This window comes from Paenibacillus sp. CFBP 13594 (assembly GCF_014842675.1).
GTDB lineage: Bacteria > Bacillota > Bacilli > Paenibacillales > Paenibacillaceae > Paenibacillus > Paenibacillus amylolyticus_B.
Map to the genome: position 1 here is coordinate 556,194 of NZ_JACYVQ010000002.1, position 26,346 is coordinate 582,539.

Consider the following 26,346-nt stretch of genomic DNA (forward strand, 5'->3'; position numbering starts at 1 on the left):
CACGTAGTCTTCCTACGCTCCGCTACTCCATTTCTAGCTTCATTCCATCTTCTCGGTACTGAAAACCAGCCTTTTTGAACTCGCACTTAAGGCCACTTAAGCCAATTCAAAATTTTGTCCTGTGATTCTTTGTCTTCACTGGCGCTATGCACATGTTCGGCAAGTCGATTCAAACGTTCCAGTTGATATCCGTAATCATAGATCGCAGCAGCCACGATCGACAATCGTAACATCCCTTCCTTGTCGATATCAAACTGGGTGATCGCCTGCTCCATGAAACGGTCATTATCCAATACAAACTGTGCGGCCTCTTCCCCATTAGGTTTCAGCTTATCCTCGAACTTGAGCAGTGCATGCTCATGGAATTTGATAACCAGTTCAAGATGTGAGTCAAAAAACTGATCCATGGCCGTTGTCCGCGGTGCCTGGAAATAGTGGCGTTCCACCGAATCCAGCACCTCATATCCTTTTTGCAGACTCAGCAGCATTTGTTTGTAGACCACCATCTGACGAGTTTCGCTGAATTTCGAACGTTTCATCTTTTTCTGTTCCTCTTCGAACAAGTTATACTTGTCGGACAGAGACTTAATGGAACCTCCCAGGTTGCTTTTCTCCTCCCGGAATACAACTTCCTTGATCTCATCCGAGATCGAAGTTCGCAGAAGCAACGACATACCGCTGAATACACTATGGATCTGCTTCACGAACTGAACCTTCGGTTTCGGAGGAAATACCGTAATGTTGATGAGAAACGCCGATACAATACCAACCAGTGTCAACAGAAAACGATTGAGTGCAAAATGCCAGTCACCCGAGGCCTCCATAATGGATACAACCGTGACCAGTGTCAGTCCAACCGTTTCACCCATATTCAATTTAAGACAGATCATGATGACAAGTACAATAATTAATCCAACGGCGATTGGCTCATTGGACAACACCATGCCCCCCACCAGGGCGACAATAGCTCCTAGCGTGGTCGTTTGCAACTGATCCAGGAAGTATTTCCAGGAACGATAGATGGAAGGCTGCATGGCGAATATAGCCGCGATTGCGGCAGGCACGGGAGATTGCGGGTTCAAGAACAGGCTGCTTAGGTACAAGGCAAGCGTGACCGCGATCCCCGTCTTAAGTACACGTGCACCAAACGACATGGTGGTGACCCCTCCTCTTTACCGAACCTGAAATTTTACATTTGATAATCATGTTCATTATTACCCCATATTTCTTTTTTTGCCTGAATTCATTCAGGAGAACGATTTATTGTACCATGTAAGGTCTTCCGTTGCCATGTCATAAGTCAGAGGTATTATGAAATTGATTTCTTTATGTATGTTAATACACAATATTAACCCAAAAAGAAGCAAATCTTCAAAATGGATTTCTCCACTTCAAAGATTCGCCTCTGTTACTTAATATATCTCTGTGGAATACTCATGCTTATTATGCCTGCCTAACGGTTTGTGCCCTCCCATTCCCTTTTGAACTGGTCCACAAACTGCACCATATAATCATGACGCTGTTCCGCCAGCTCCTTGCCATAGGAGGTATTCATCAGATCCTTGAGCTTGAACAACTTCTCGTAAAAGTGATTTATCGTTGTGCTGCGCCCATTGCGATATTCCTCACGGGTCATCTGTTCCCGTGGAGGAAGGGACGGATCGTACATCTCGCGCCCTCTGGCGCCTGAAAAGGCAAAGGTTCGCGCGATCCCAATCGCACCCATTGCATCCAGTCGATCCGCATCCTGAACAACCTGTGCTTCAAGCGAACTAACCGCAGGACGCTGGCCTCCCGCATATGAGATGGTGCTAATAATACCCACAACCTTATTACGTATATCCGGGTCAAGAGGCTGGGTATCCAGCCAGTCATTCAGTTTGGCCATCCCGGCTTCCAAGCTCTCATTCAGCTTCTCATCCGGTACATCATGTAATAAAGCAGCCAGTTCGCAGACAGATGGATCTGCACCCATGCGGTGAGCGAGTTCAACCGCAAGTGCGGTTACCCGTTCAATGTGCGGCCAGTCATGACCATCACTATGCTTGGATGAGTCGCCTTGAACAAAGGATCGGGCGGCGCGCAGAACAGCCTCTCCTGCCGTTATTCCATCTATATTATGCATGTGCCCTAATTCTTGCAGATTCCCGCCAGGTTGAAGAGGGTTCTCTGACATCTTACGATTCCCCGCCTTCACGGGCCTGTTCACGAGGAATACGCCGAGCTACACCCGTCTTAACAGCTGCTTCAATTACGCGACTGCGCATCGATTTGACTACTTTATCATTGAACACACTCGGAATAATATAATAACGTGTACGCTCTTCATCCGTAATGGCCGATGCAATCGCTTGCGCGGCTGCCAGCTTCATTTCTTCATTAATTTCGGTGGCTCGGCAATCCAGAACTGCCCTGAAGATGCCCGGGAAACATAACACGTTGTTGATCTGATTCGGATAATCGGATCGTCCTGTTGCCATTACAGCCACAATGTCTTCCACCAAGGCAGGCATAATCTCAGGTACCGGGTTTGCCATTGCAAACACGATTGGATCTTCTGCCATGGTCTGCACATCTTCGCGAGTTAACAGATTCCCGCGGGACAGGCCAATGAACACATCGGCTCCACGAATGACATCACGCAGCGATCCGGTTTCCAGTTCCGGGTTTGTACGAGCTGCATAATCACTCCAGACTTCATTCTCATAGGTTTGTGTCCGTACAATCGCACCCTCACGATCGACACCTATAAGCCGGCTGGCTCCCGCGGACAATAATATGTTGCTGCAAGCTACACCTGCTGCACCAATACCGCAGACCACAATCTTCACATCTTCAATGGACTTGCCCACCAGTTTGAGCGCATTGATCAGACCGGCATATAACACAACCGCTGTGCCATGCTGGTCATCATGAAATACAGGAATGTCCAATTCCTCATTCAGACGACGTTCAATCTCGAAACAGCGCGGTGATGAGATATCCTCCAGATTAATGCCGCCAAAACCAGGTGATATCGCTTTCACAGTACGTATGATTTCCTCGGTATCCTGTGTGTCCAGGCAGATTGGGAAAGCATCCACACCTGCAAACTGTTTGAATAACATCGCTTTACCTTCCATGACGGGCATCGCTGCACGAGGACCAATATTACCAAGTCCAAGTACGGCACTGCCATCCGATATGACGGCCACTGTATTCCGTTTAATTGTCAATGAGAAGGCTTTACCGGGTTCTTCTGAAATGGCTGAACATACACGAGCCACATCCGGAGTGTACACACGTGACAGATCTTCCCGGTTTTGAATCGGGGTCTTTGGTGTTACTTCGATCTTACCGCCCAGATGAAGCAGGAACGTCCGATCCGATACATTAATAATGGACACACCTTTAAGCTGGCGCACACCTTCTATAATTTTACTGTTATCTTGTGCATCTGTAACGGCGACCGTCAAGTCGCGTACGCTTACATCCTGATTGGTGGAAATCACGTCGATGGCAATGATGTCTCCCCCAGCTTCCGAGATGGCCGAAGCCACTTCGCCAAACTTGATATCCTTAGTTGTCATTTCCAGTCGAATAATAATGCTGTTACCATCCAGATTTCTTTGATTCATTTCCATTCCTCCCAGACTGAAAGTCTTGAGTTACATGTTACGTGTTTGTCTTCGCTACGCGGACACGTTTATCCTTTATCTTGTCCAGAAAAAGTCGTTCAACAGCCAAATACATAAAATAAAAAAAGATGCCCTGAACACCAATGCAGGCGTTCAGGGCATCTTTTCTCAATACTAACTTCATTCATTTAGTAGCATATAGAACTTATATTATTTCCGGGCAGCCGGTCTGCGCAGAACACAAATGTCATATGGCTTCAAGCTGAGACTTGCTTCCACGGCATCACCACTGAGCAGATCGGTATAGGACTGTCCATCTAGTTCAATCAGCTTCTCATCTGGCGTGTAGTTCTGTACAAACACATAATCTGTTGTACCATCTGTACGTGTATGTGCCGTTGTTCCGGCAGGCAACTCGGTTTCAAGTCCACGCTCAATGTTCAGGTCAGCGATTAGTTTCGCATAGAAATCATCATAGAATGGTGCTTTCAGACGTGTCGCTACATAATATGCTTTTCCTGAACCTAACTGGTTAACCGTCAATGCCGGACGTCCGGCATAAAAGTCAGAACGGTACGTAGCCAGGGACTTCGCGCCTTCCAGATGAATCAGATCACACAGTTCAATTGCATCATACGCTGTATTGAGCTGAAGCTCATTGCCCTTCTCCGGAATGATTCCGTTCAGATCACGGTCATGCAATCCGTCAATTTCCTCGGACCAGATGCCAAGTGTCTTACGAAGTGGGCCCGGGAATCCACCCAGGAAACACAGATCGTTTTCGTTAACAATACCAGACCAGTAAGTTGCTACAAACGTACCGCCTTGTTCTACAAACTTCTCAATGCGTTCCCCGACACCTTCACGTACCAGATAGAGCATTGGAGCAATCAACAACTTGTACTTGGACAGATCTGCATCCATATCGATAACGTCTACAGCGACTCCTTTTTTCCAAAACGCTTCGTAATGCTCTTCCACGGTCTGCTCATACTTCACACCGATATTGCGTGGACCCTGTGAATCATTAACAGCCCAACGGTTTTCCCAATCGAATATAATTGCAACTTCTGCTGGAACCGCTGTTCCTACAATGGCTTCCATGCCTTCAAGTGCCGTTCCTACGTCGGTGACATCTTGGAATACACGCGTATGTTCCGTTCCTACATGGTCTACCACCGCACCATGAAGTTTCTCACTGGACCCCCGGCTCTTTCTCCACTGGAAATACTGAACACTATCGGAACCGTGTGCTACAGCCTGGAGAGAAGAGAGCAAATGCATGCCCGGTTTTTTCAGCTTGCTGACATCTTGCCAATTCGTCGAACTTGGAGTACTCTCCATCAGCAAGAACGGCTGACCGCCTTTGATGGAACGAACGATGTCATGCATCATTGCGATACGGGATGCCTGTTTCGCGTCGTCATCTGCATCATGCCAAGTGGGATAACTGTCCCAAGAGAGGAAATCCAGAATATCAGCGAACTTCCAATAGTTCAGACCGCCATAGAATTCCATCAGGTTTGTTGTGACTGGCAGATCGGGATTCTGAGCTTTCAATGGTTTCGTTTCATGGACGATAAAATCAGCTGTCTGATCCGTAACGAAACGGCGCCAGTCCAGATTCATTGCGTGTACCTGTGTCTCACCGTGTGGAGCAGGAGATTCCACTTGACTCCATTCTGTAACCGTATGGCTCCAGAATGTGGTCCACCACGAATGATTCAGTTCATCGAGTGTTTTATACTTATTCTGAACCCAACCACGGAACGCTTCCTGACAATAATCACAATGACAGTCTCCGCCGAATTCGTTTGAGATATGCCAGCCGATTACAGCCGGATGATCCGAATAACGCTCTGCCAGTTTTGTGTTGATCGCAGTAACCTTCTCACGGTATACCGGGGAAGTATAACAATGGTTGTGACGGAAACCATGCAGATTGCGGACACGCTTCTCGGATACGCGGAGCACTTCCGGGTACTTCGCGGACATCCAAGCAGGTCTAGCGCCACTTGGTGTAGCGAGGAATGCATAGATACCGTTTGCTGCAAAACGATCCAAAACCTGATCCAGCCATTCGAACGTGTATACACCCTCTTCCGGCTCAAGGGACACCCACGAGAAGATACCAATGGACATCACGTTACACTTGGCAAGCTTCATCAAGCGAATATCTTCTTCCAGAACTTCAGGATAGCGGAGCCATTGCTCCGGGTTATAGTCTGCGCCATGCAACATGTGCGGGGCTTTGGAACTTACAGGTGGAAATTTGTATGTCATAAGGACAACTCCCTTGCTTTAATTACTGTTTTTTTAGTTTATATACGATAACGATAACAACGACTTCACAGACGATACGTATTACGCTAGATTATACGTATGTCACGACATCTGATTCTTCAACAGTAGCAAGTGCTGTAAACGATTCCAACTTGCGACCTTTAAAATCAAACATGGTGAGGTTGCCCCAGTTATTCGGGTGCCCGACGGACCATTCTTCTTTACTTGGTATCCAGGCAGGTTCCCAATAATAGAATCCGTGCCCCAAACCACCAGGAACTTCGCGGATAATCTGCAATAAATCCTTCAGATATTTGGTCTGTCCCTCTACACTTGCAGGGTATCCTGGTAACAACATATCTTCCTGATTGAAAATCCATTCGATACCTTCCGGCTGCTCCAGCGTCCATGGATAAGCGGTTTCAACTACATTGACAGGTTTGCCATAACGCTCAGCCAAATCATGAAGATTGTCACGTAACGCATCAAGTGTGCCATGCCACCAAGGGTAATATGAGAGACCAATGATATCAAACTCCACACCCAGTGCTTCAAAGCGATCGTAAAACTTGCGGCTCTCGGCGTTATCTCCACCACGATCAATATGTATCATAATCTGAATATCCGCGTCAACGGATTTGACCGCAGCAATTCCGTACTTCACAAGGCCGGCAAAACGCTCCCACTGTTCATCCGTATCATGCTCTTCTCCACCAACACGTCCCTCATTCCATAACATGCCTGGGGTAATCTCGTTGCCCACCTGCACCATGTCTGGAAGCGCATCGTGTTCCTTCAACGTTCTCAGAACGTCAGCCGTATACATGCATACCGCACGTTGAAGCTCTTCATAGGACAGATTCTCCCATGCTTTCGGCTTCCATTGATTGGCTGGATCAGCCCAGCGATCAGAATAATGGAAATCCAGCAAAAATTTCAACCCCTGTTCCTTGATCCGTTTGGCTACCTCCACCGTCCGCTCCAGATTGCAGAATCCACCAACAGGATCATTCCAGATTCGAAGTCGTATCGCGTTAGCGTCATTAATCTTCAGGATGGACAGCAAGTCTTGTTCCTTGCCATCCACATCACTATAACTCCCGCCATGCTGTTCGATTTCATCCATAAAGGACACATCCATTCCCAGAATGAATGTCTTTTCCGTCAAATTGCTCACTGTATCAACCTCCATTAATTTGGGGTACAGGCTCAGCCTTTAACTGAGCCCAACGTCATACCTTTGACAAAGAAACGTTGCAGGAAAGGATACACAATCAAGATCGGTGCACTTCCGATGAAGATCTGAGCTGCCCTTACCGTAGTTTGAGAGAGAGATTCCATCTCTTTGGGATTCATGCTCATGCTACTCATGTCACGTCCAATAATGACTGTTTGCATAAATGTAGCAAGTGGGTAATCCTTGGCGTTATTCATATAGAGCAGGCCATCAAACCAGGAATTCCAGTGGAACACCATACTGAACAATGCAATGGTTGCAATGGACGGCATCGAAATGGGAAGGAAGATACTGAACAATGTTCTGAAATGGTTAGCTCCATCCATCAGCGCTGCTTCCTCCAGCTCTTTTGGAATACCACGGAAGAAGTTCAGCATCAGGATGACAAGGAATGTATTAACCGCCCCCGGGAGTACAAGTACCCAGAAGGAATCCATCAACCCGATCTTCTGGATAACCATATAGAATGGAACCAGCCCTCCATTGAAAATCATGCTAAACACAAAAATCCAGGAGTAAATCGTTCTGCCCTTGAACTCACTATTTTCTTTGGACAACGGATACGCCGCCAGGAACGTAATCAGCAAGGTGATAGCTGTACCAATCACTGTACGTAACAGTGAGATCCAGAGCGAGTTCAAGAAAATTGGATTGTTCATTGTCTTTTTGTATGCCTCAAGGGAGAAACCTACAGGCCAGAGATTGACCAAATTTGCATCGGCAGCAGCCTTTGTACTAAAGGATACCGCCAGTACATGAACCATCGGTATGATACACATGATGGCAATTAGAATCAGAAAGCAGGTATTGACTATATTAAACACGCGATAAGGCAATGATTTATGATACATCGTGGTCCCTTCTTTCTCTGTTCATTCGTTTAGAATATGCGGTATCCAGCGTATTTTTTGGCTAAGCTGTAAGATACAAGAATCAAGATCATGCTAATAACCGATTTGAATAATCCGATCGCCGTTGCAAAGCCCATCTCACCATTTTGCATTGCGGAACGATATACGAATGTATCAATGATGTCACCCGTTTGATATACGAGCGGGTTATACAAGTTGAAAATCTGGTCAAATCCGGCATTCAGTACGTTACCAAGTGCCAGTGTTCCTACAACCATCAGCATCGGCACAAGTGAAGGAATTGTAATGTGCAGTGTCTGTTTCCAGCGTCCTGCTCCGTCAATTTCCGCTGCTTCGTACAATGCTGGATTAATTCCGGCAAGGGCAGCCAGAAAGACAATCATGTTATAGCCAAATTCTTTCCACACATCTGTCAGAATGACCGTAGATCGGAACCAACTGTTGTCTCCAAGGAAGAAATATGGCCCGAGTCCAAAGGTTCCCAGAACCCGGTTAACCAAGCCGCCTGTTGACAACAGATCTATCAAAATCCCGCCCAGAATGACCCAGGACAAGAAGTGAGGTAAATAGACAAGTGTTTGGATCGTTCGCTGTATAGCCATCTTGCGAACCTCATTCAAAAGAATGGCAAAAACAAATGGAACAAATAAATTAAAAATCAGTTTAAGTACAGCAATAATCAATGTGTTCCAGATGACCTGTAAGCTGTCTTCACGTTCAAACAGATATCTAAAATTGTCCAGCCCAACCCATTCAGAACCGCTAATCCCAAGCCATGGCTTGTAGTTCTGGAATGCCATAATGATCCCGCCCATAGGCACATAACTGAAGATAATCAGAAAGATAATGGCTGGCAACAGCATAACGTGGAATGGCCAAGTGCGTTTCAAAGTTCTCATGATTGCTCCCCCTGTATTTCTTCCTACTCAAGTACTCCCTGAGTGGCTTATAATGCGATTATATCAACCTTTTATGGGGCCCAAACAGCACATAAAAGCAATATAAATGGCACAAATTCAACCACTTTGCCTTAACTTGAATAAACAAAAAAAGCGCCCAGACGTTAGTCGTCTGAGCGCTGCTTGTAACTATTTTTTCACACTGTCATACCATTCGTTAACCTCTTGCGTGATTTGGTCACCACCACCCGATTTCCACGTTTGTACAAAGGTATCAAACGCATCCGCCGGATTTTTGCCATAGATAATTTCGTTAAATGCTTGATTCTCGATTTTATTCAAATAGTCCAACTTGGATTTCATCGTCTGTGTTGTTGGACCTGTGAACATGTTTTTGAAGGAAATTTCTTCTTGGCTCAGCAACACTTTCGCTGCTGCAGGAGTTTCTGGTCCATAGTTTACGGCCACGTCTTTTTCCAGCTTGCTTTCAGGCTCTTTGCCATCAGCCAAATTAAGCAATGCTTTCATCTGTGCATCTGGAATACGTGCACCATCACGAACTAACAGGTAACGTACGACATTGACATATCCGCCATCAATTTCGTCTGGCTTTTTCTGTTTTCCGTTCGCGTCCAGCTGGTAGTCATATCCGTCGAATAGACCGTTATCATACGGGCTACCCGGTGCAGGATCAGCATAATTGTCAAACAGGTAGTTCTGATACGTGAAGAACGCCTCAGGGTGTTCCATATCTGCTTTGATCAACGTAACACCGTTTACGAATTGTGTTCCATGACGCATTGCTTTACCTTCAGGACCCGTTGGAATTTCAATCGGTTTCCAAACGGCACCAGGCGAATTCTTCACTGTGTCAGTCAACGGCCATCCACTCATCCAGTAAGGACCTGGGATAATGCCGGCGGTTCCTGCAACTGCGGGCTCTGCTGTTTTGTTCTCATCCCATAGCGCTGCTTCCTGTGGGATATACCCCTTTTTAAGCCATTCGCTCAATTTGACCAAACCTTGCTTCATACCGGGATTGATGGAACCATACTCCAGCTTGCCATCCGCAGCCAGATTCCATTGGAACGGTAATGTTCCATATGCTCCGAAAATCCAGGATGGGTCTCCCATCCATGTATTCATGGATGTTTTGAAACCAATGCTGAGCGGAGTGACTTTTTCAGGAGCCAAACCGTCCGGGTTATTGTTTTTGAAAGCTTCCATAACGGTTTCCAGCTCATCGATTGTTTTTGGAGCTTCCAGCTTCAGCTTATCCAGCCAGTCCTGACGAATCCAGAGCAAGTAATCATTGTTGTATGCATAGTCCAGAACAGGGATACCCATTCTTTTACCATCACGGCTATATTGGTTCCATACGTTAGGATCTTGCTCCATCGCTTTTTTCCATGTGTCTGAAGCATATTTGTCGAACAGTGGACCAACTTCCTGATACATGCCGGAATCAATCAGATCCTGAGCAAGCAAGTTGTCACCCACCGTTACAATTTCAGGCATATCTTGACCAGAAGACATCGCCAGGCGAAGTTTGGTTGCAAATGCGCCATTCGTATCCGTTACAGACCAGAGCGAGCTAATATTAATCCCGAATTGATCTTTGGCCCACTTGGTAGCCACGTTATTTTCCATGGATTCGCCATTTTTAAACTTCAGCTCAGGGTCAATTCCCCATGCTGTTGTAATGGTTACTTCCGGATCATACTTTTCTTTGTATTCGTTTTGGGTTCCAGATGTACTTGGTGTTGCACTATCTCCGCCCCCACTGCCTCCTGAACATCCTGCAAGAACGACAGTTAGACTCAGCGTTGTAGCGAGAAGCGTCAAGAATCTCTTTTTCGTTGATTGCGCTCTCATGTTGTTCCCCCTTAAATCGTTTTGGTTACCCTTTCATTATAGGCTGACCAGGCCTTTGAGCCTATGATACGAAATCAAGATTTCTGCACCTTTGCCAACCTATATTCTGGAATGTTGTTGTAATTATGCCTGATCCCGAAATTCATTGGGTGTCATACCATAATGTTTTTTGAACATTTTGCTGAAATATTGCGGATTTTGATAGCCAAGTTCACTCGTAATCTCGTATATTTTTTTATTGCTATTCTTAAGCAGATACAGAGCACGTTCCATGCGCATACGAATCATGTAGTCCCCAAGACCTTCCCCTGTCTCTGCCTTGTAAATTTTCGATAGATATACGGGGTGTAAATATACCTTGTCCGCAATCATCTTCACTGACAGATCCTGTCCTGTATCTCTTGTAACCAACTCCTGAACCTGCTTGATCACATGTCTGCGGCTCTGCACACCTTCCTGATCGGACAACTCTTCCTGAAGCTTCGCCAGCATCTCGGTTGCCCAGCGCCGCAGCTTCTCGGGGGATTGAATCAACTGATGAGCAAGGAGCAGATCGAATCCCGCATGATCAATCTCATGCACCAGATGCCCCTGTTTATGGGCGATATACATAAATGCATTGGTTACCGACAGATACATCTCATACACATGTTCTCTGGACAATCGAACCTGTCCTGCCGCGTCAAAGACCGCGTTCAGCTTACGCGCTGCCGCTTCCCATTGCTTGGTCTCAAGCAATTGAGGAAGTACAGGCGGTTTGTACAGCTCTTCGAGAGCCTGCGTCGCATCATTCTCTGGTCTTTTGCTGAGTGCCTGATCCATGTCCATATATATAATCTTGTGTTCTTCCGGTCCTGAAAGGACAAGCGAACCCAGACTTTTTCGATAAGCTGCTGTCAACTCATTAAAGGGAAATGACGGTGTAACGACCATGGACAGATCTCCCTGTAAATATCGAATGACATGCTCACGGAAAGTTTCAGCTGAGATTCTCAACGTCTCCAAGTCCATCTGCGGAGCTACGATCTGATCTTGATTCTGCAAGAACATAACCAGACACTCATGGGGTCCGCGACCAAACCACACGTTAAATTGCTCTCCGAGTACTTCCTCTGCAATATTACCTACCGCAAAATCCATCAGATCCAGAGACTGCTGGTCCATTGATGAGAAGCGTCCTGTAAGGCGAATCAGCATCATCACAGCCGATTGTTCCGGATCAATATGAATCTCATATTGTTGCAGTTGTTCCCGAAGCGCCCGCGCCGTGATCTCACGTCCTAGCAGCAGATCATGCATAAGATTTTCTCGTAAAATCTTATAGTCAGACTTCCGACTGTATAAAAGCCGGTGATATTTATCAAATTCATCCCACTCATCGCGAAGAGACGTGATGGCTGCCGACACCGATCCCATAAACTCATCATCGTTTACGGGTTTCAGGATATAATCCGCTGCCTGCAATTGAATGGCTTTTTTAGCATAATCAAAATCACTGTGACCCGTTAGTAAAATACAGCGGATATGAGACCAACGCTTGCTTACCTCTGCAATGAGATCCAGTCCTGACATGCCAGGCATGCGAATATCGGTAACTACGATATCTACTGCATTTTCCTCCATAATCTCCAACGCTTCCTTACCGGATGCGGCACGCAGCACGGTCGTTACTCCAAGCTCTCCCCAGGGGATCGTAAGTTCCAGACTTTCTGTTACGTATGTCTCATCATCTACCAGCAATATATCAATCAAGTGATTCACTCCCTATTTCGTTCATTCTGCAAATGGATTCCATCGTGCATCATGCGCTACACATTCCAAGTGCTTATCCTTCATTCTCCAGAAGAAACTCCTGCTCGGCAGGCCATGACAGTGTAACGCGTAACCCGCCAAGTTCCGATTCCGTTATATCAAGCCCAGCCTGCTCCCCATATCGAAGCTGGAGTCGCTGATTCACATTCCACAGGCCACAGCCCATCTCCTGATCCATCGTTCCCCTGAGCTTACTCAGAAGCGCCTCACGTGCCTCCTGCGTCATGCCTTGCCCATCATCCTCTACCACAAGAACCATGACACCGCCCTGTTTTTCCCCGGATACTCTTATTTCTCCTGCTTCCGCGTCCGCTTCGATGCCGTGAATCACTGCATTCTCCACCAATGGTTGCACGATGAGTGGCGGTACCTCCTGTCTTAACATCTCATCAGACAGATCAATCTTGTAATGAATCCGGTCCATACGCATCCGTTGGATCTCCAGATAACAGCTGACAAATTCAATCTCTTCTGTCAGCGGTACCACGTCCCGCTCCTGTCTTGTTGTATAGCGATAATATCGCGATAGATTATGCGACATTGCTACAACAGCGTCCATACGCTTGAGTTTCGCCATACTTGTAATGAAGGAGAAACAATTATAGAAAAAGTGCGGGTTAATCTGCGATTGCAGCTGCTTCAACCGGGCTTCACGCACATGAATCTGTTCCAAGTAAACGTGTTCAAATAACTGCTGGATCTGCTCCACCATCAAGTTGAAACGTTCGGACAGGAAACTGAATTCATTGCGGCCCTTTGGCTTAATCCTCACGGAATAATCTTCCTGCTTCAACCGCTGGAACCCGCGAATGAGTTGTTTCACTGGTACCTGCACCTGAACATAGAACAAATACGCCACACCAAAACTCATTAACAACAAACAAATCATGGAAGAATAGAACAGCATATTGGATTGATGAATGGGCTTCAGAATATCTGATAGCGGCATATAGTCCACCAAATACCAGCCTGTTGTACTGGATTTCACCGTGTTGACCATGTAAGGCTCGTTCCCGATCACCACTGTACGATTATCAACGTCCTGAAGTTTATGGATGGAGAGTTCTTCCATCAACTGATTCGTTAATGAACGATCTGACGTCCGGTTATAGATAACACCCGATTCTTCACGGAAATAGAAGGGATCATGCCTGCCATCGTCCTTGAATTTATCCAGCATATCCCGAATGTTATCACTGTCAAACTCCAGTTTAATAATCGTTTCCGCATTATTAGCCGGGTCTTTAATACCGTATGGAGATACCGTAATCCAGCTAAACATGAACCGATCATCTTCCCCATCCTGAATTTTGCGTACATCCCAGCCGGAACTGATATTTTCCCTTAGCGCTTCTTTATCGTAAGAACGTGCGTCCCTTTCGGAAACCACCCTGCCAAGCGAAGGAGAATACAGATATAATTTCGTGGCCCAATTGGATGAGCTTTCCTGAATACTCAGCTTATTCTGAATACGTTTGACCAGGTTGATCGCATCCAGATCAAAGTAGTTACTGTCCGCATAGATTCGCTTGAAGCTGGCAATATCAGGATCATGTATGAGCAGATTCGGCCATGAGGATAACAGTTCGATGTGTGTGTTCACTTGATTTTGGAAAAATTCAAGCTGGTTACTATTCGATCGATTTAACTCATCTCTGAGAACAGCTGTTGTTTTGTGATTGGAGTACCAGTACAAAAGCACTACAGGAATCAGCATAATCAGAATAAGAATGACCATTTTGGAAAACAGGTTTGTCCGATATGACATCTTTTCATCTCACCTTGTCTTAATTTGTCGTGACATTAATTGTAATGATGTAAGCGCTAAAGACAAACTATTTTTTTGAGACAAACCAATTCATTATCTAGCGTAAGCGTTACCAATTCAAGGGGGAAGGAGATAAAACCAATATTTCTGCACTAAATGCAACTTCCACGCACAAAAAGAGCCAGCGATTAGCCAGCTCTCTATCTAATTTCAGTATATATCTTTAATCTTTCTATTCGAATCAAACCTTATTCCACTTCTGTTTATGTAATTATTCTTTTTTTCTATAAAAATATCAACTATGGAATATCGTAATCAAATACCGTATTCGCTCCATCCACGCCTACATCCAGCACAATATCCATAAGTTTCCCATTGACGAACAGAGGGGATTCCGCTTTCCCATAAAACTCCAACTTACCTGTAAACGTTCCATGACGTTCAATCTCAACATGTACGGGCCTTAATTGGACAGACTGCAAAGCTTCCAATAGTGGATCGTCCTTAAACTTATAACTGCGTGCGAGATCAGGCAATAACACGGCGGATACGGAATCTCTGCCGTAATTTTTGAGTGTCAGGTCACAGGTTGCTCGGGTCTCACCCGTTTTTAGCACGTTAAAGGTACAAGAGCTTGCATTCTGTACATAGGATACCGCATTAATGCCTGTAGCTCCCCACTTGGCTACATACATGAATTTATCCGTCATGTACGAGTAACTGAAAACGATAGCGATAACTAAGATCCATAACCCTTTTGCAAGACCGGGGAATGATTTCCCGATTTCTTTGCGTGTAAGGTAGAAGCCGCAAGCGAAGATCCCCAATCCTAGGAAAAGTGTGATATGTACACCACTTAAATAAGACGTAGTATACGGTGATATACCTATTGCTGACAGCATGGTATCCCCAACAGAAAAACCAAGATGATGGTTAAATGTAAAGATGATAGCAAATAGCAATAAAGCCCCTGAGAACACAAGTCTGGTTCTCGACACACGAACACCCCCTAATCAACCACCTTATTATATCATATTTTTCCTATTTATGATTAACAATCCAAATCAAAAAACAACAATAAAAAGAACGTCTTCGGTTGTTCACCGAAAACGTCCTCCATATTTGCCATCGACAAGAGCTTGCAGATCACAAGTCCCTCGATCATAGCTAATGATTATTTACTTTTGGCAAGGAATGCATCAAGTTGTTCCTGTTTGGCTGCAATAATTTTATCAATTCCCGCTGCTTTCAATTTCTCCAGATATTTCGGAATCATCTCATTTGGATCAACGGCGCCCGATGTCATACCCGGCTTGAACTGTTTGTTCACGTTGTTGACCGCCGCAATTTCATTTTTGACAGATTGGCTGTTGAATGTAAAGCCCAGTGCTGGCGACTTCACACCTTTGGCGTTAAACTCTTTGAACTTCTCCCATTTCTGTGGATCTTCATTATCCCAGAGGAAGTTCAGGAACTGGTTACCAAGCTGCCATTGGGCACCAGGGTTATAGGTACGACTGTTGGCATCTACGCCATCAGGGAGAGCAATGATATTATCCTGTCCGTCTTTTTTCACATAATGAGTACCTTCAATTCCGAAGTTCAGCAAGTTGTTAATTTCCTTGTCGGAATGCAGCAGGTTAATCACCTGCATCGCTTTCTCCGGTTGTTCGGAAGAACGGGAGATTGCAAGCATCGCTCCAGACGCATCACCCGTCGTGATTGTCGGCTGTGTCATCTCAATCTGAGTCAGTGGGAAACCCACATACCCTTCTTCTTCTTTATCCTTGCCTGGCTTCATGCCATCGGTCCAGAGAAACGCTTTTCCAGCCTTCGCCTGGTCTTTCGGGAACACATTGGACGTAGCAGCATCACTATTGATATATCCTGCTTGATACCATTTGCGGGCGAGTTCGGCCGCTTCTTTGAATTCAGGGGTCTCCACTTCATTCAGCACCGTTGTTCCGCCTGCTGTTTTGGAGATGACTCCAGGTACGGAAGCATCACCGAGATAATCCCAATCCAGATTCTCCAACAGCCCGTTACCATTGGTGTTGGACATATAGAATGGTGTGATAGCTGGCTCGTTTTCCTTGATTGTTTTGAGAAGTGGCTCCAGATCAGCCCATGTCTTTACAGCTGTCAGGTCCAGCTTATACTTGTCAGCCAGATCTTTACGTACCAACACACCACGTGTGGCAGCAAGTTCCTTATTCGTAGGAACGCCGTAATTCACGCCGTCTACCTGGGAACCTTCCAGAAAGGCAGGGTCCAGGTTTTTCTTAATATCCTGACCATGTGCATCAAGCAGTTCATTCAAGGGCAAGAATGCCCCTTTAGCTACATTCACCGTGTAGTTCTGCCAAGCTGCTGTGAAGATAATGTCTGATTTTTCACCTGAAGAAATCATGAGATTCAGCTTGTTATCCCATTGCCCCCAGTCAATCGCATTGATCTTAAGCGTGGCTCCGATCTTCGGTTCCATCTTTTTGTTAATCTCGGCTTCCACCAGAGCGACATCCTTCTGTGGTGTCCCTGGGTAGAACAGTGTCACTTCATAGGGTTTGCCCCCACCTTCACTTGCTCCTCCGCCTTCTGCGCCAGGTGTTGTTGTTCCACCCTTGTCTGATGAGCAAGCAGCCAGCACCAGGCTCAGCGCCATAACCGTTGCCATCATGCGTGACCATACCTTTAATGATCTAACCAATTGAACCCCTCCTGTCATGTGTTGAACCATACAACCGAATTCCCCAATTCACAATTAAACCGATAACTACTTCTGTATATGCCCTTTCAGTCCATCTTCATTTACCTTGCCCACTCCGCTAACCGGTTCAGAGTTATCCCTTCACAGCGCCAACCGTAAGACCTTTGATGAAATAACGCTGGAAGAACGGATATGCCAGTACAATTGGACCAATACCGACCACAGCCATCGCCATTTGCAGAGTTTTGTTAGGCAGATTGAGCAATCCACCCTGCGACGAAATCTGTGAAGAGACGTTGGAGTTGGTTGTTAAATATTGAATATCGAGCAGCGTCCGGTACATAAGGTACTGAAGGCTGATCGTCCGGTTATCTGATATAAAAATCATGCTAAGGTACCAGTCATTCCAGTAATTCAATGTACTGAACAACGCGACGGTTGCCATTACGGGAAGAGAGAGCGGAAGCACGATACGTGCAAACGTTCTCAATTCTCCCGCACCATCAATCCGAGCCGATTCCAGAATAGACACCGGAATGGAGTTCGCAAAGAATGTACGCATGACCAGTACAAAGAATGGGGATAGCAGTAGCGGCATAATGAGTGCCAGTAGGGAGTTTTTCAGATCCAATACGTTGACATAGACCAGGTACCAAGGTACCAGACCCCCATTGAACAACATTGTGAAGAAGATGAAAAAGGCGAACCAGCCCCGGTAAGGCAGATCTCTCCGTGAGAGCGGATACGCATACAATGCGGTCAGCGCAACACTCGTAATGGTACCTACAACGGTAACGATAAAGGATATACCATACGAGTGAATGATCTGATCCATATCTCTGAACAGAAACTCATAAGCCGTCAGGCTGAATTTCTCTGGAATAAGCTTATATCCATTGGCAATTACAGTTGTCTCGTCCGAAAATGAGATGGCGAAGACAAGCAGGATCGGCACGATACAGGCAATGGCATAGAATAGAAACATCGCATGAATAACGGATGCGGAACGCTTCGATACGGCTAGTGGATCACGTGATTTCACAGCTGACTTGCCTCCTCTCAAAATAATGCATTATCTTTATCTATTCGCCTTACGATGGTATTGGATACAAGAACCAGCACAAATCCAACGATTGCTTGGTATAGACCGGCTGCTGATGACATCCCGATATCTCCACCGATAAGGAACGTACGATATACGTAGGTATCCAGTACATTCGTTACAGGGAACAGCGCTCCCGATTCCAATGGAACCTGATAGAACAGACTGAAGTCTGCATAAAATATACGGCCAATTTGCAATAACGTCATAATGACGATTAATGGGACGAGAAACGGAATGGTAATGAAGCGTATCTGATGCCATTTGGTTGCACCATCAAGCACAGCTGCTTCATAATATTCTTCATCGATACCTACGACAGCTGCCAGATAAATGACGGCATAATATCCAATATTCTTCCATGTGTTCACCAGTGGCAAAATATACGGCCAATACTTCGGCTCTGAATACCAGTCGATCGGCTGACCACCGAACATCTGCAGAATCGTTGAGTTCATGAAGCCTGAATCCTTGCCCAGGAAAGCCAGTACCAGATAACTGACCACAATCATGGACAGGAAATACGGTAATAGCATAAGTGATTGATATAACTTGGACATTGCCTTGTTCTTCACTTCATTGAGCAGAATAGCAAGCCCGACACCTACTAAGAGATTTAGTGCAATGAACACCGTGTTATACGCGAGTGTATTTCGGGTAATTTCCCATGCATCACTGGTGGAGAACAAATATTTAAAATTGTCCCATCCACTCCATGGGCTACCCCAAATACCATCAGCATAGTTTACATTTTTGAATGCGATCAGAACGCCGAACATCGGCATATAGTTGTTCACCAGCAGAAACAGGACACCTGGCAAGAACATGAGATACAGCACCTTGAATTTGCCAAGATTGTGCCACACAGACTTGCGCTTTCGGACTGTTTCTCCCGGTATTTCCGATATCCGTACTCCCTTACCCGCCTGGGGTTGTGTCTTCATAACTTGTTCTCCCTCACTCCTCTTGAATTCTTCCTCAGGATGAAGCTCCGTTGCGGCTCCTGTGGTTCAAGTATACGGCGGGGCGAGTAAGACCTCTATCTGCTGTGGTGACCTGTTGACTTATCAAATTATGACTTTAGTACCAAAAAAAACAAAAGACGCAGCATGCTGCGCCCTGAACTATACGGTACGTGACTGTTTTCGAAACTCCTGTGGCGTTATACCCGTGCACTTTTTGAACATTTTGGTGAAATGCGAGTAATTATAGTACCCCACCTTGCCAGCGATATCCGTCACTTTGACGGTGGACTGGGACAGCAATGTCTTCGCTCTGGCTACTCTGCCCTGCAGGATAAACTCAGATAGGGACATGCCCTTCTCTTTCCGAAACAGACGGGATAGATAAGCAGGATTGAATCCGGCAAAAGCTGCAAGTTCCTCTCGCATAAGTTCTTCACCAATATGAGTTTCAATATAAACACACAACTGATCCACAATGGTCATGGGGCTATGATCGTCCGGGTACAACACCGGGATAACACGATCAATCAGATCAGACGTCCATTGCTTCAACTGCGGCAACGACCTTGTCACCATACCCTCTTCCGGCTCCCGTTCACCCGGATATAGACTGCGTATTGATACGTTTTTCTGATGAAGCAGCGGATAGACCACATGCAGCATGGCATGATAGTAGAGATGCAGCATTTCAGGAGACAATCTCTCCTGGGCAGCAAGCAACTCAAAAATCTCATCCACACGTTCTCGCAAATCCCCTACTTTACCCGTCTCAAAAAGAATGGATAATTCCGAAAACCATGGAATAGGCAAAAAGCGATCTTCCTGATCTCTTCCCCGCTCATCATAGACAAAAACTTCTTCAAGCTCCTTAATATTGCGACGTTCCATATCCATCAGTTCATTTAACATGCCTTGCAGCTCAGTTACAGCAACCGGGGCACCAACATAACAGGACAACCGACAGTAGAAATACGTACCACATTCCTGAATATACCCCTGACAACGTTGTGCCACTTCGCTCGCACTCGGAATGATGCCATCTTGCTCATAAGCAAGCACAATATTTAATCCACTTTGATCCTGAAACACCTCACCGGGTTTGTCGCCAAGTAACATCTCTTTGGCTGCATTACGAAGGGCATATTCCAATACCTCTTCGTCACGCAAATCAAAATCACGCACCCATTCCTCTACTGAGATCACAATGGGTAACACACGAGCCTGCGGATCAATCTCGGCACCATACAGTTCTGCGAGCTCTTGCAACCGTTGTTCGGTTAACGTGATACGCTGAGAGATGGCATCTTTCCAAAAGCGTTCCGTCAGCAGCGGTTTATGGGTTTTCCAGCGTTTGTATACGGTCTCATAAACTTCGTTGGTACGGGTACGCTGCTCTCCATCCTTGATCTTTTCCACTGCCTGAGTTACTACCTTAATCAATTGATCAGCTGGAGCCGGCTTCAACACATAATCAAAGCTGTTTAGCTTAATGGCTGTCTGAGCATAATCGAATAAAGCATGCCCTGTCAGGAAAATGGTCAGTATGCCTGGATCATGTTTCAACACCCAGCTTTGCAGGTCAAGCCCTGTTTCACCGGGCATCTCGATATCACAGATCATGATATCGATAGCATCTGCCCTTAAAATCTTTCTTGCCTCTTCGGCATCACCAGCACTGTATACCTGGTCAATACCTGCTGCTTGCCAATCGACTCCTTCCACCATTGCTTGTAATGCATACACTTCATCATCCACGATCAACAGGTTCCGCATAGGCTCCCCCTTCTTCCTCTTCGGTCTGAGCGGGTAAATCAATGATGACTTTGGCGCCATGATCCACCTCATTGCCAAACTGCAAACTGGCCTGATCACCATACTTTACTAAAAGCCGATGAGCCACGTTCCATATACCGATATGCTGTCCACTCGGGTCTTCAGCGTATTGACCATGTTGCAGACGCCCCAACAACTCCTCTTCAAATCCGACACCATTGTCCACAATCATCAGTTGAAGCACCGTCCCATCGATCTGACCGGACGACTTCTCACCGAGGCGCGCCACGATCCGAATGACAAATGCTTGTGTCCGGCGCTGAAATCCATGAATAATGGCATTCTCTACAAAAGGCTGAATGGTTAATGGCGGAATCAAATAATGTCCCAGATTCGGTTCGACATCCAGTTCAAAATCGAATCTGCTTGGAAACCTCAGCTTTTGAATTTCTAAGTAATGACGAATGTGCTCGAGCTCTTCATCCAGACGAATAACACGTTTGCCTGCACGCAGACTGAATCGAAAATAATCGGCCAGATGACCAGCCATCTGCTGCACCAACTCATGCTTTTGCAAGGAAGCCAGACTATGAATAATATTGAGCGAATTCAGGTAAAAGTGAGGATTGATCTGCATCTGCAGTTGTTTGAACTCTGCCTCCCGCGTCCGCAGCTGTTCCTCATACACATCAATCTTCAGATGCCTGATCTCACTGGTCATTTGATTGAAACTTCGTGTCATAAATTCAAGTTCCGAGGAAGATGGCGGGTCCAGCTTCACATCGAGATCTCCACGGCTCACCCTTCTCATGCCTCGGATTAACGCATTCATCGGGCGGAATAACAGATGCCGCAAAAAGATCAGTGCAGTAACCAGAATTACTGCCGCACCAATGGGAAGCAGACGAATGATCTGCTGGAAAAACGGGAGGTTACGCATCATGTCTTCCTCAGGCAGCAGCACGATATAATTCATCTCGGACATGGCCGAGGCAATACCCAGCATCAAATATTGACGTGCTTCTCCCTTGTTCACAACTTCAGAGATAACCTGATACGGATTCTTCAGGCCGGGAAGATGCGCTGCAGCCAGCTGAATCTGTGCAGTATTTAATGTGGAATCCGATAGTGCCCCACCGTCTGTTCCAACAATGACTGCGCCTCCCCGATCTCCGGATTCAGTGAATTGTTGTGTATGATTCAGTGCATTCATATCAACAAGTGCACCTGCATAGAACTGCTGGTTGATTCGCACCGTTTTCACCAGCGCATTCCACGTCCCGCCACGCACGATGCTCCATTCCGGCTTCTGGATATCCCCTTCCAATTGCTGCATCTGGACTGGCATACTCTCCTGCACAACCGACTTTTTGACATCATAATTGCCTGAAGTGGCGAGCAGCAGATCATCATTCACGGCATCATATAGAAAAAAAGAATCGATTAGATTATAAAAACCGATATCTGTCATGAATTTGTTCATAATCCGTTGCTTTGCAATGATATAATCACCGCTGCCGTATTTCAGAAAAAACAGAGAGATAATATCCGGATCCCGCTCACCCAGACTATATAAATACCGATTTGTCTCCTGTAATACACGTTCATTCTGCTCCACACTCTTGGCGAGATGATTCATATTGGTGAGGGATACTTTGTCACGTACAACTTTCATCGCGTAGACGTTGTTGTAATAAAGCAGCATGAATAATGGCAGCATGATCAATGTAAGACCCACTATAAATTTAAAACGAAGTGAACGGATAAAATTCATGGATTATGGATTCCCGCCCTTTTAGTTCAACATAGTTTTTCTATTTTCTTCCTTATGATGGCATGTTTATTGTAATCACCCCTGCTTGCCATTGTCTATGGGGTCACGTGACCTTCACATATCAATTCTGGTGACTTTCATCCGCTCCAATTTCAAGAGTAACAAGTTTCATGTTGTAATAAATTCTCCAGTTGTAAAATAAATCCTTCATTTATTACTCTGAAGCTTCTCCCTAAAAATAAATGCTGCGGCAAGCCCCGGACTCCACGAACGCCCGATCTTGACATGCATACGATATATCACTCCTCGGGTTAGTCACCAGGATGTAGGGAGGCCTGTTCGATGAATATTCAACTCACTGCGTTACACTATGTCTATCTGGCATTTATCGTCTTGATTATTGCTGTAATGATCCGGCGCAGGGACACCACCATCATCTGTGTCGCGGGTATTATGACCATTGGACTTCTGGCAACCGAAACCTTAAGCGGGTCAGTTGCTGGGATCTTCAGCAGTTTTATCTATGCAACAAAAGAATTGTTGAGTACGATCTTCATCATCTCGATTATTGTGGCAATGAGCCGTGTTCTGATCAGAACAGGCATTAATGAGGTCATGGTAACACCTGTCACCCGGTTTATCCGTTCTCCTCAGGTCGCGTATTGGGGTATTGGATTGATCATGATGGTCGTATCGCTATTTTTCTGGCCATCCCCGGCCGTAGCACTCGTCGGTGCAGTACTGCTTCCTGTAGCCGTGCGTGTAGGTCTTCCTCCGATTGGAGCTGCTATTGCCATGAACCTGTTCGGACATGGGATTGCACTGTCTGGAGATTACATTATTCAGGGGGCTCCCAAACTTACAGCTGATGCGGCGGGTATACCCGTTACTTCCGTCATGACGGCCAGCATACCTCTGGTCATTGTCATGGGCACCGTATCTACACTTACAGCCTTCTGGATACTGCGCAAAGAGATGAAATCAGGCTCACCTGTTCATTCCCCAAACGCTATATCAGGTACCCTGAGCACGGAACCTTCTTCCTCATCAGAAGCTGTGTCCACCTCCCTGCCCACTGATCAGCCTGTTCAACGTCAAGTCATGTCACCCCGTTTGCAAAAGGCGTTCGCTCTGCTTATTCCTCTGTTATTCGCAGTTGATGTGATTCTGATGTTTGTATTGAAATTGCAAGGCGGCGATGCAACAGCTCTGATTGGCGGAACTGCTGTCGTTATACTGATTGCCGTTACCCTTGCCGCACATCGACATGCGGGACCAGAGGAAACGACCAACTATTTAATAGAAGGATTTCAGTTTGGTTTCAAGGTGTTTGGACCGGTTATTCCCATAGCCGCATTTTTTTATCTGGGAGATGCTGCGATTACGGAGTTGTTCATCAACCCTCTTCCTGAAGGTTCACACGGGATCGTGAATGATCTAGGGGTCGCACTTGCTGGTCTAGTGCCATTGAATGATACGGTGGGCGCCATTACAATGACGGTGACCGGAGCAGTTACCGGAATGGATGGTTCGGGGTTCTCGGGGATATCCCTGGTTGGCTCGATTGCGTCCATGTTTGCAGGATCGGCAGATTCCGCACCTGTGCTGACAGCACTCGGTCAGGTTGCAGCTATATGGGTAGGTGGCGGAACCTTGATTCCATGGGCATTGATTCCTGCTGCTGCAATCTGCGGAGTCAATCCTTTTGAACTTGCAAGACGCAACCTGAAGCCTGTACTGCTGGGACTTACGGTAACAACAATTGTAGCCATCTTTCTGATCTGACCAAAGGTTAAATGCTAATCCGTTCAAAAAAACGTTCGTAAACGCGCCCAGTTCCAGAGATCTTCTCGCTTCATCTCGGCCAGATGCAGCATGTCCACATATGGATCTCCCTGTAATCCAAGTACAGAAGCAAATGCAGGCTCCGTCTTCCACCCTGCCTGTTTCAGTCTGCGGATCTCACGGTGCCCCGCGTCTCCCCAAAGTTGTAACAATCTCCACTCCACAATCATATGTAGGTATGCATTCTGCCTATTAACCGGCACGGATTGGGCAAAAATCTCCACAGGCCAATGTCCCACTTGCAAATGACAAGTCACATAAGGACGTTGGTCTGGAAGATCCCCACCACGTACACATTGAAATTCAGCAACGGCTCCGATTCGATTGTACATCTCGGCTTCAAACACATCCAGATCCTCTGCATAACACAGCAGATCCAGATCACTGCCCGGAATATCAATATCAATTGGTACCGTTCCTGCTGGATACGGATGATAGTCAGCTAATATTTCGAGCAATCCACTACTCTGTAACACATAATAGGCGTCCTGCTGACGTGTATTGCCCGAAGCCAGATGTGCCATTACTTCTGCGGTAGTACTCATCTCCCCATTTTGGGCCACAGTTAGTTCGAGCCTCCTGTAATGACCTGTTTCACACGTCCCACTTGACCACTCGTCAGTCGTACTTTGATTCCGTGTGGATGCGTAGGTGACTTGGTTAACAGATCCTTTACAATACCACGTGTCAGCTTACCTGTAGCTTGATCCTGCTTCAGCACAATGTCCACTTCCAGACCTGGCTTAATATTTACACGTTGTTGTCCATTCAATACGTTCACTCTCCTCTATGTCGTAATTCATATCTTGTATACTATATAACCCTTAAACACAAAGCTCCATCTATTGTAGACGTTTTGGTTTCAAAACAAAAGGGACACGGCAATAACCTCCTACGCCTGATTCCATGTTTGATATGAAGACCAAGATAAAGAAACCGAAGGTCTCTTCAACTGAGACCTTCGGTTTCTAATTGGATTACCATGTTCAGGGCTGCACATGCTTTAAAATAGACGAAGGCGAAGTTCCATCCTTCGCGGCTTCGCGTGCCTTCACAGCAAGCAGCTCAGACACCGTAACGAATTGGTACCCCTGCTGCTGTAACTTCGGCAGGATTGTTTTGAGTGCAGCTACCGTATGGGACTTGCCTTCCACCTTATCATGGAAGAGTACAATATCCCCATTACGTGCATTCTTCAACACTTTGTTAACGATAGCCGATACACCTGGAGAAGCCCAGTCCCGTGTATCCTGATGCCAAGACCAGAGTACAATGGTATACCCTTTTTGTTTGGCAGCCTGGATGACCATGTCATTGTAATAGCCGCCCGGTGGCCTGAACAACAGGGGACGCTCCGCACCAGCTTTAATAATGGAACTTTCTGCTTCGTTCATATCATTCATGTACTTGTCCGCACGTGTTGATCGAACTGCATACGTATGCGCATACGTATGGTTGGCGATTTCATGCCCTTCGAGCTGTTCCTGCTTAATCAGTTCAGGAAATTTATCTGCCCATTTGCCAAGTACAAAAAAAGTTCCTTTGGCATGATACTGCTGAAGCAAAGCCAGAATCTGCGGAGTCTGAATCGGATCTGGTCCATCATCAAAGGTAAGGGCGATGAGTTTATCCTGTGTGGGAACTTCCCACACTATCTCTCCTCGTTCCTCATAATACTGACGGTTCTTCTGTACAGGCTTCGCATAGGCAGAACTGCTACCCAGCAAAATAATTAGCGTGAACATTCCGATGACTCGGGCTGCCTTCAGGTTCATGTGGTGTCCTCACTTTGTCTTCATACGTAAACTCCCTGTTAG

The 26,346-nt window shown here is 46.1% G+C and carries 21 protein-coding genes; 1 reads left to right on the forward strand and 20 read right to left on the reverse strand.

Annotated features, from left to right (window positions below; translation table 11 throughout):
* Window positions 1-86: 86 nt before the first annotated feature.
* The 17 genes from IFU39_RS09935 to IFU39_RS10010 all read right to left on the reverse strand — a co-directional run bounded on the left by IFU39_RS09935 (window position 87) and on the right by IFU39_RS10010 (window position 22,684).
* Entirely contained in the window at window positions 87-1,154 is a 1,068-nt protein-coding gene (locus tag IFU39_RS09935; RefSeq protein WP_017689291.1) for an FUSC family protein, read from the reverse strand.
* Between the two features lie 299 nt (window positions 1,155-1,453).
* Window positions 1,454-2,176 carry an HD domain-containing protein gene (locus IFU39_RS09940; RefSeq protein ID WP_192132417.1) on the reverse strand — a complete coding sequence of 241 codons (723 nt, stop codon included), beginning with the start codon at window positions 2,174-2,176 and terminating at the stop codon, window positions 1,454-1,456.
* Between the two features lies 1 nt (window position 2,177).
* The gene (locus tag IFU39_RS09945) at window positions 2,178-3,617 is read right to left on the reverse strand and encodes an NAD-dependent malic enzyme (protein ID WP_091017428.1); all 1,440 of its coding nucleotides are present in this window, start codon (window positions 3,615-3,617) and stop codon (window positions 2,178-2,180) included.
* 37 nt (window positions 3,618-3,654) lie between these two features.
* Window positions 3,655-3,801 carry a hypothetical protein gene (locus tag IFU39_RS32645; RefSeq protein WP_206759552.1) on the reverse strand — a complete coding sequence of 49 codons (147 nt, stop codon included), beginning with the start codon at window positions 3,799-3,801 and terminating at the stop codon, window positions 3,655-3,657.
* Window positions 3,802-3,827: 26 nt separating this feature from the next.
* The gene (locus tag IFU39_RS09950; protein WP_274599261.1) at window positions 3,828-5,900 is read right to left on the reverse strand and encodes a beta-galactosidase; all 2,073 of its coding nucleotides are present in this window, start codon (window positions 5,898-5,900) and stop codon (window positions 3,828-3,830) included.
* A gap of 91 nt (window positions 5,901-5,991) precedes the next feature.
* Complete coding sequence (locus IFU39_RS09955) at window positions 5,992-7,077, reverse strand: glycoside hydrolase family 53 protein (protein WP_341072897.1); 1,086 nt, start codon at window positions 7,075-7,077, stop codon at window positions 5,992-5,994.
* Between the two features lie 32 nt (window positions 7,078-7,109).
* Window positions 7,110-7,988 carry a carbohydrate ABC transporter permease gene (locus IFU39_RS09960; RefSeq protein ID WP_091017431.1) on the reverse strand — a complete coding sequence of 293 codons (879 nt, stop codon included), beginning with the start codon at window positions 7,986-7,988 and terminating at the stop codon, window positions 7,110-7,112.
* Between the two features lie 29 nt (window positions 7,989-8,017).
* Window positions 8,018-8,908 (reverse strand): ABC transporter permease, encoded by an 891-nt coding sequence (locus tag IFU39_RS09965; RefSeq protein WP_074094500.1) that lies wholly within the window; start codon window positions 8,906-8,908, stop codon window positions 8,018-8,020.
* 189 nt (window positions 8,909-9,097) lie between these two features.
* Window positions 9,098-10,783 (reverse strand): extracellular solute-binding protein, encoded by a 1,686-nt coding sequence (locus tag IFU39_RS09970; RefSeq protein WP_091017433.1) that lies wholly within the window; start codon window positions 10,781-10,783, stop codon window positions 9,098-9,100.
* Between the two features lie 123 nt (window positions 10,784-10,906).
* A complete protein-coding gene (locus tag IFU39_RS09975; protein ID WP_192132421.1) occupies window positions 10,907-12,535 on the reverse strand; it encodes a response regulator in 1,629 nt (542 codons plus the stop codon).
* Window positions 12,536-12,608: 73 nt separating this feature from the next.
* Window positions 12,609-14,363, reverse strand: a complete 1,755-nt coding sequence (locus tag IFU39_RS09980; protein WP_091017437.1) for a sensor histidine kinase — start codon at window positions 14,361-14,363, stop codon at window positions 12,609-12,611.
* A gap of 299 nt (window positions 14,364-14,662) precedes the next feature.
* The gene (locus IFU39_RS09985; protein WP_192132423.1) at window positions 14,663-15,361 is read right to left on the reverse strand and encodes a hypothetical protein; all 699 of its coding nucleotides are present in this window, start codon (window positions 15,359-15,361) and stop codon (window positions 14,663-14,665) included.
* Window positions 15,362-15,537: 176 nt separating this feature from the next.
* A complete protein-coding gene (locus tag IFU39_RS09990; protein WP_192132425.1) occupies window positions 15,538-17,070 on the reverse strand; it encodes an ABC transporter substrate-binding protein in 1,533 nt (510 codons plus the stop codon).
* 133 nt (window positions 17,071-17,203) lie between these two features.
* Window positions 17,204-18,112, reverse strand: a complete 909-nt coding sequence (locus IFU39_RS09995) for a carbohydrate ABC transporter permease (protein ID WP_017689303.1) — start codon at window positions 18,110-18,112, stop codon at window positions 17,204-17,206.
* A 17-nt stretch (window positions 18,113-18,129) separates the two neighbouring features.
* Window positions 18,130-19,116 (reverse strand): ABC transporter permease, encoded by a 987-nt coding sequence (locus IFU39_RS10000; RefSeq protein ID WP_179198557.1) that lies wholly within the window; start codon window positions 19,114-19,116, stop codon window positions 18,130-18,132.
* 180 nt (window positions 19,117-19,296) lie between these two features.
* Window positions 19,297-20,910 (reverse strand): response regulator transcription factor, encoded by a 1,614-nt coding sequence (locus IFU39_RS10005; RefSeq protein ID WP_192132427.1) that lies wholly within the window; start codon window positions 20,908-20,910, stop codon window positions 19,297-19,299.
* Complete coding sequence (locus tag IFU39_RS10010; RefSeq protein ID WP_192132429.1) at window positions 20,885-22,684, reverse strand: sensor histidine kinase; 1,800 nt, start codon at window positions 22,682-22,684, stop codon at window positions 20,885-20,887. The genes IFU39_RS10005 and IFU39_RS10010 overlap by 26 nt, the downstream gene beginning before the upstream one ends.
* Before the next feature lie 342 nt (window positions 22,685-23,026).
* Between IFU39_RS10010 and IFU39_RS10015 the strand changes: the two genes are divergently transcribed.
* Window positions 23,027-24,469 (forward strand): hypothetical protein, encoded by a 1,443-nt coding sequence (locus tag IFU39_RS10015; protein WP_192132431.1) that lies wholly within the window; start codon window positions 23,027-23,029, stop codon window positions 24,467-24,469.
* Window positions 24,470-24,492: 23 nt separating this feature from the next.
* On the opposite strand, the gene IFU39_RS10020 is transcribed toward IFU39_RS10015, so the two are convergent.
* The 3 genes from IFU39_RS10020 to IFU39_RS10030 form a co-directional block, all read right to left on the reverse strand.
* Window positions 24,493-25,074: a DUF4269 domain-containing protein gene (locus IFU39_RS10020; protein ID WP_192132433.1), complete on the reverse strand. Its 582-nt coding sequence runs from the start codon at window positions 25,072-25,074 to the stop codon at window positions 24,493-24,495.
* A gap of 20 nt (window positions 25,075-25,094) precedes the next feature.
* Entirely contained in the window at window positions 25,095-25,301 is a 207-nt protein-coding gene (locus tag IFU39_RS10025) for a YwbE family protein (RefSeq protein WP_026081155.1), read from the reverse strand.
* A 214-nt stretch (window positions 25,302-25,515) separates the two neighbouring features.
* Complete coding sequence (locus IFU39_RS10030; RefSeq protein ID WP_105598146.1) at window positions 25,516-26,304, reverse strand: polysaccharide deacetylase family protein; 789 nt, start codon at window positions 26,302-26,304, stop codon at window positions 25,516-25,518.
* Between the last annotated feature and the right edge of the window lie 42 nt (window positions 26,305-26,346).

Excerpts from the sequence above, each read along its gene's own strand:
- IFU39_RS10020 (WP_192132433.1), bottom strand. The coding sequence starts at position 25,074 with ATGAGTACTACCGCAGAAGTAATGGCACATCTGGCTTCGGGCAATACA.
- IFU39_RS09945 (WP_091017428.1), bottom strand. The coding sequence starts at position 3,617 with ATGAATCAAAGAAATCTGGATGGTAACAGCATTATTATTCGACTGGAA.
- IFU39_RS32645 (WP_206759552.1), bottom strand. The coding sequence starts at position 3,801 with ATGAAGTTAGTATTGAGAAAAGATGCCCTGAACGCCTGCATTGGTGTT.
- IFU39_RS09950 (WP_274599261.1), bottom strand. The coding sequence starts at position 5,900 with ATGACATACAAATTTCCACCTGTAAGTTCCAAAGCCCCGCACATGTTG.
- IFU39_RS10010 (WP_192132429.1), bottom strand. The coding sequence starts at position 22,684 with ATGAATTTTATCCGTTCACTTCGTTTTAAATTTATAGTGGGTCTTACA.
- IFU39_RS09940 (WP_192132417.1), bottom strand. The coding sequence starts at position 2,176 with ATGTCAGAGAACCCTCTTCAACCTGGCGGGAATCTGCAAGAATTAGGG.
- IFU39_RS09980 (WP_091017437.1), bottom strand. The coding sequence starts at position 14,363 with ATGTCATATCGGACAAACCTGTTTTCCAAAATGGTCATTCTTATTCTG.
- IFU39_RS10005 (WP_192132427.1), bottom strand. The coding sequence starts at position 20,910 with ATGCGGAACCTGTTGATCGTGGATGATGAAGTGTATGCATTACAAGCA.
- IFU39_RS09970 (WP_091017433.1), bottom strand. The coding sequence starts at position 10,783 with ATGAGAGCGCAATCAACGAAAAAGAGATTCTTGACGCTTCTCGCTACA.
- IFU39_RS10000 (WP_179198557.1), bottom strand. The coding sequence starts at position 19,116 with ATGAAGACACAACCCCAGGCGGGTAAGGGAGTACGGATATCGGAAATA.
- IFU39_RS10015 (WP_192132431.1), top strand. The coding sequence starts at position 23,027 with ATGAATATTCAACTCACTGCGTTACACTATGTCTATCTGGCATTTATC.
- IFU39_RS09965 (WP_074094500.1), bottom strand. The coding sequence starts at position 8,908 with ATGAGAACTTTGAAACGCACTTGGCCATTCCACGTTATGCTGTTGCCA.
- IFU39_RS09960 (WP_091017431.1), bottom strand. The coding sequence starts at position 7,988 with ATGTATCATAAATCATTGCCTTATCGCGTGTTTAATATAGTCAATACC.
- IFU39_RS10030 (WP_105598146.1), bottom strand. The coding sequence starts at position 26,304 with ATGAACCTGAAGGCAGCCCGAGTCATCGGAATGTTCACGCTAATTATT.
- IFU39_RS09935 (WP_017689291.1), bottom strand. The coding sequence starts at position 1,154 with ATGTCGTTTGGTGCACGTGTACTTAAGACGGGGATCGCGGTCACGCTT.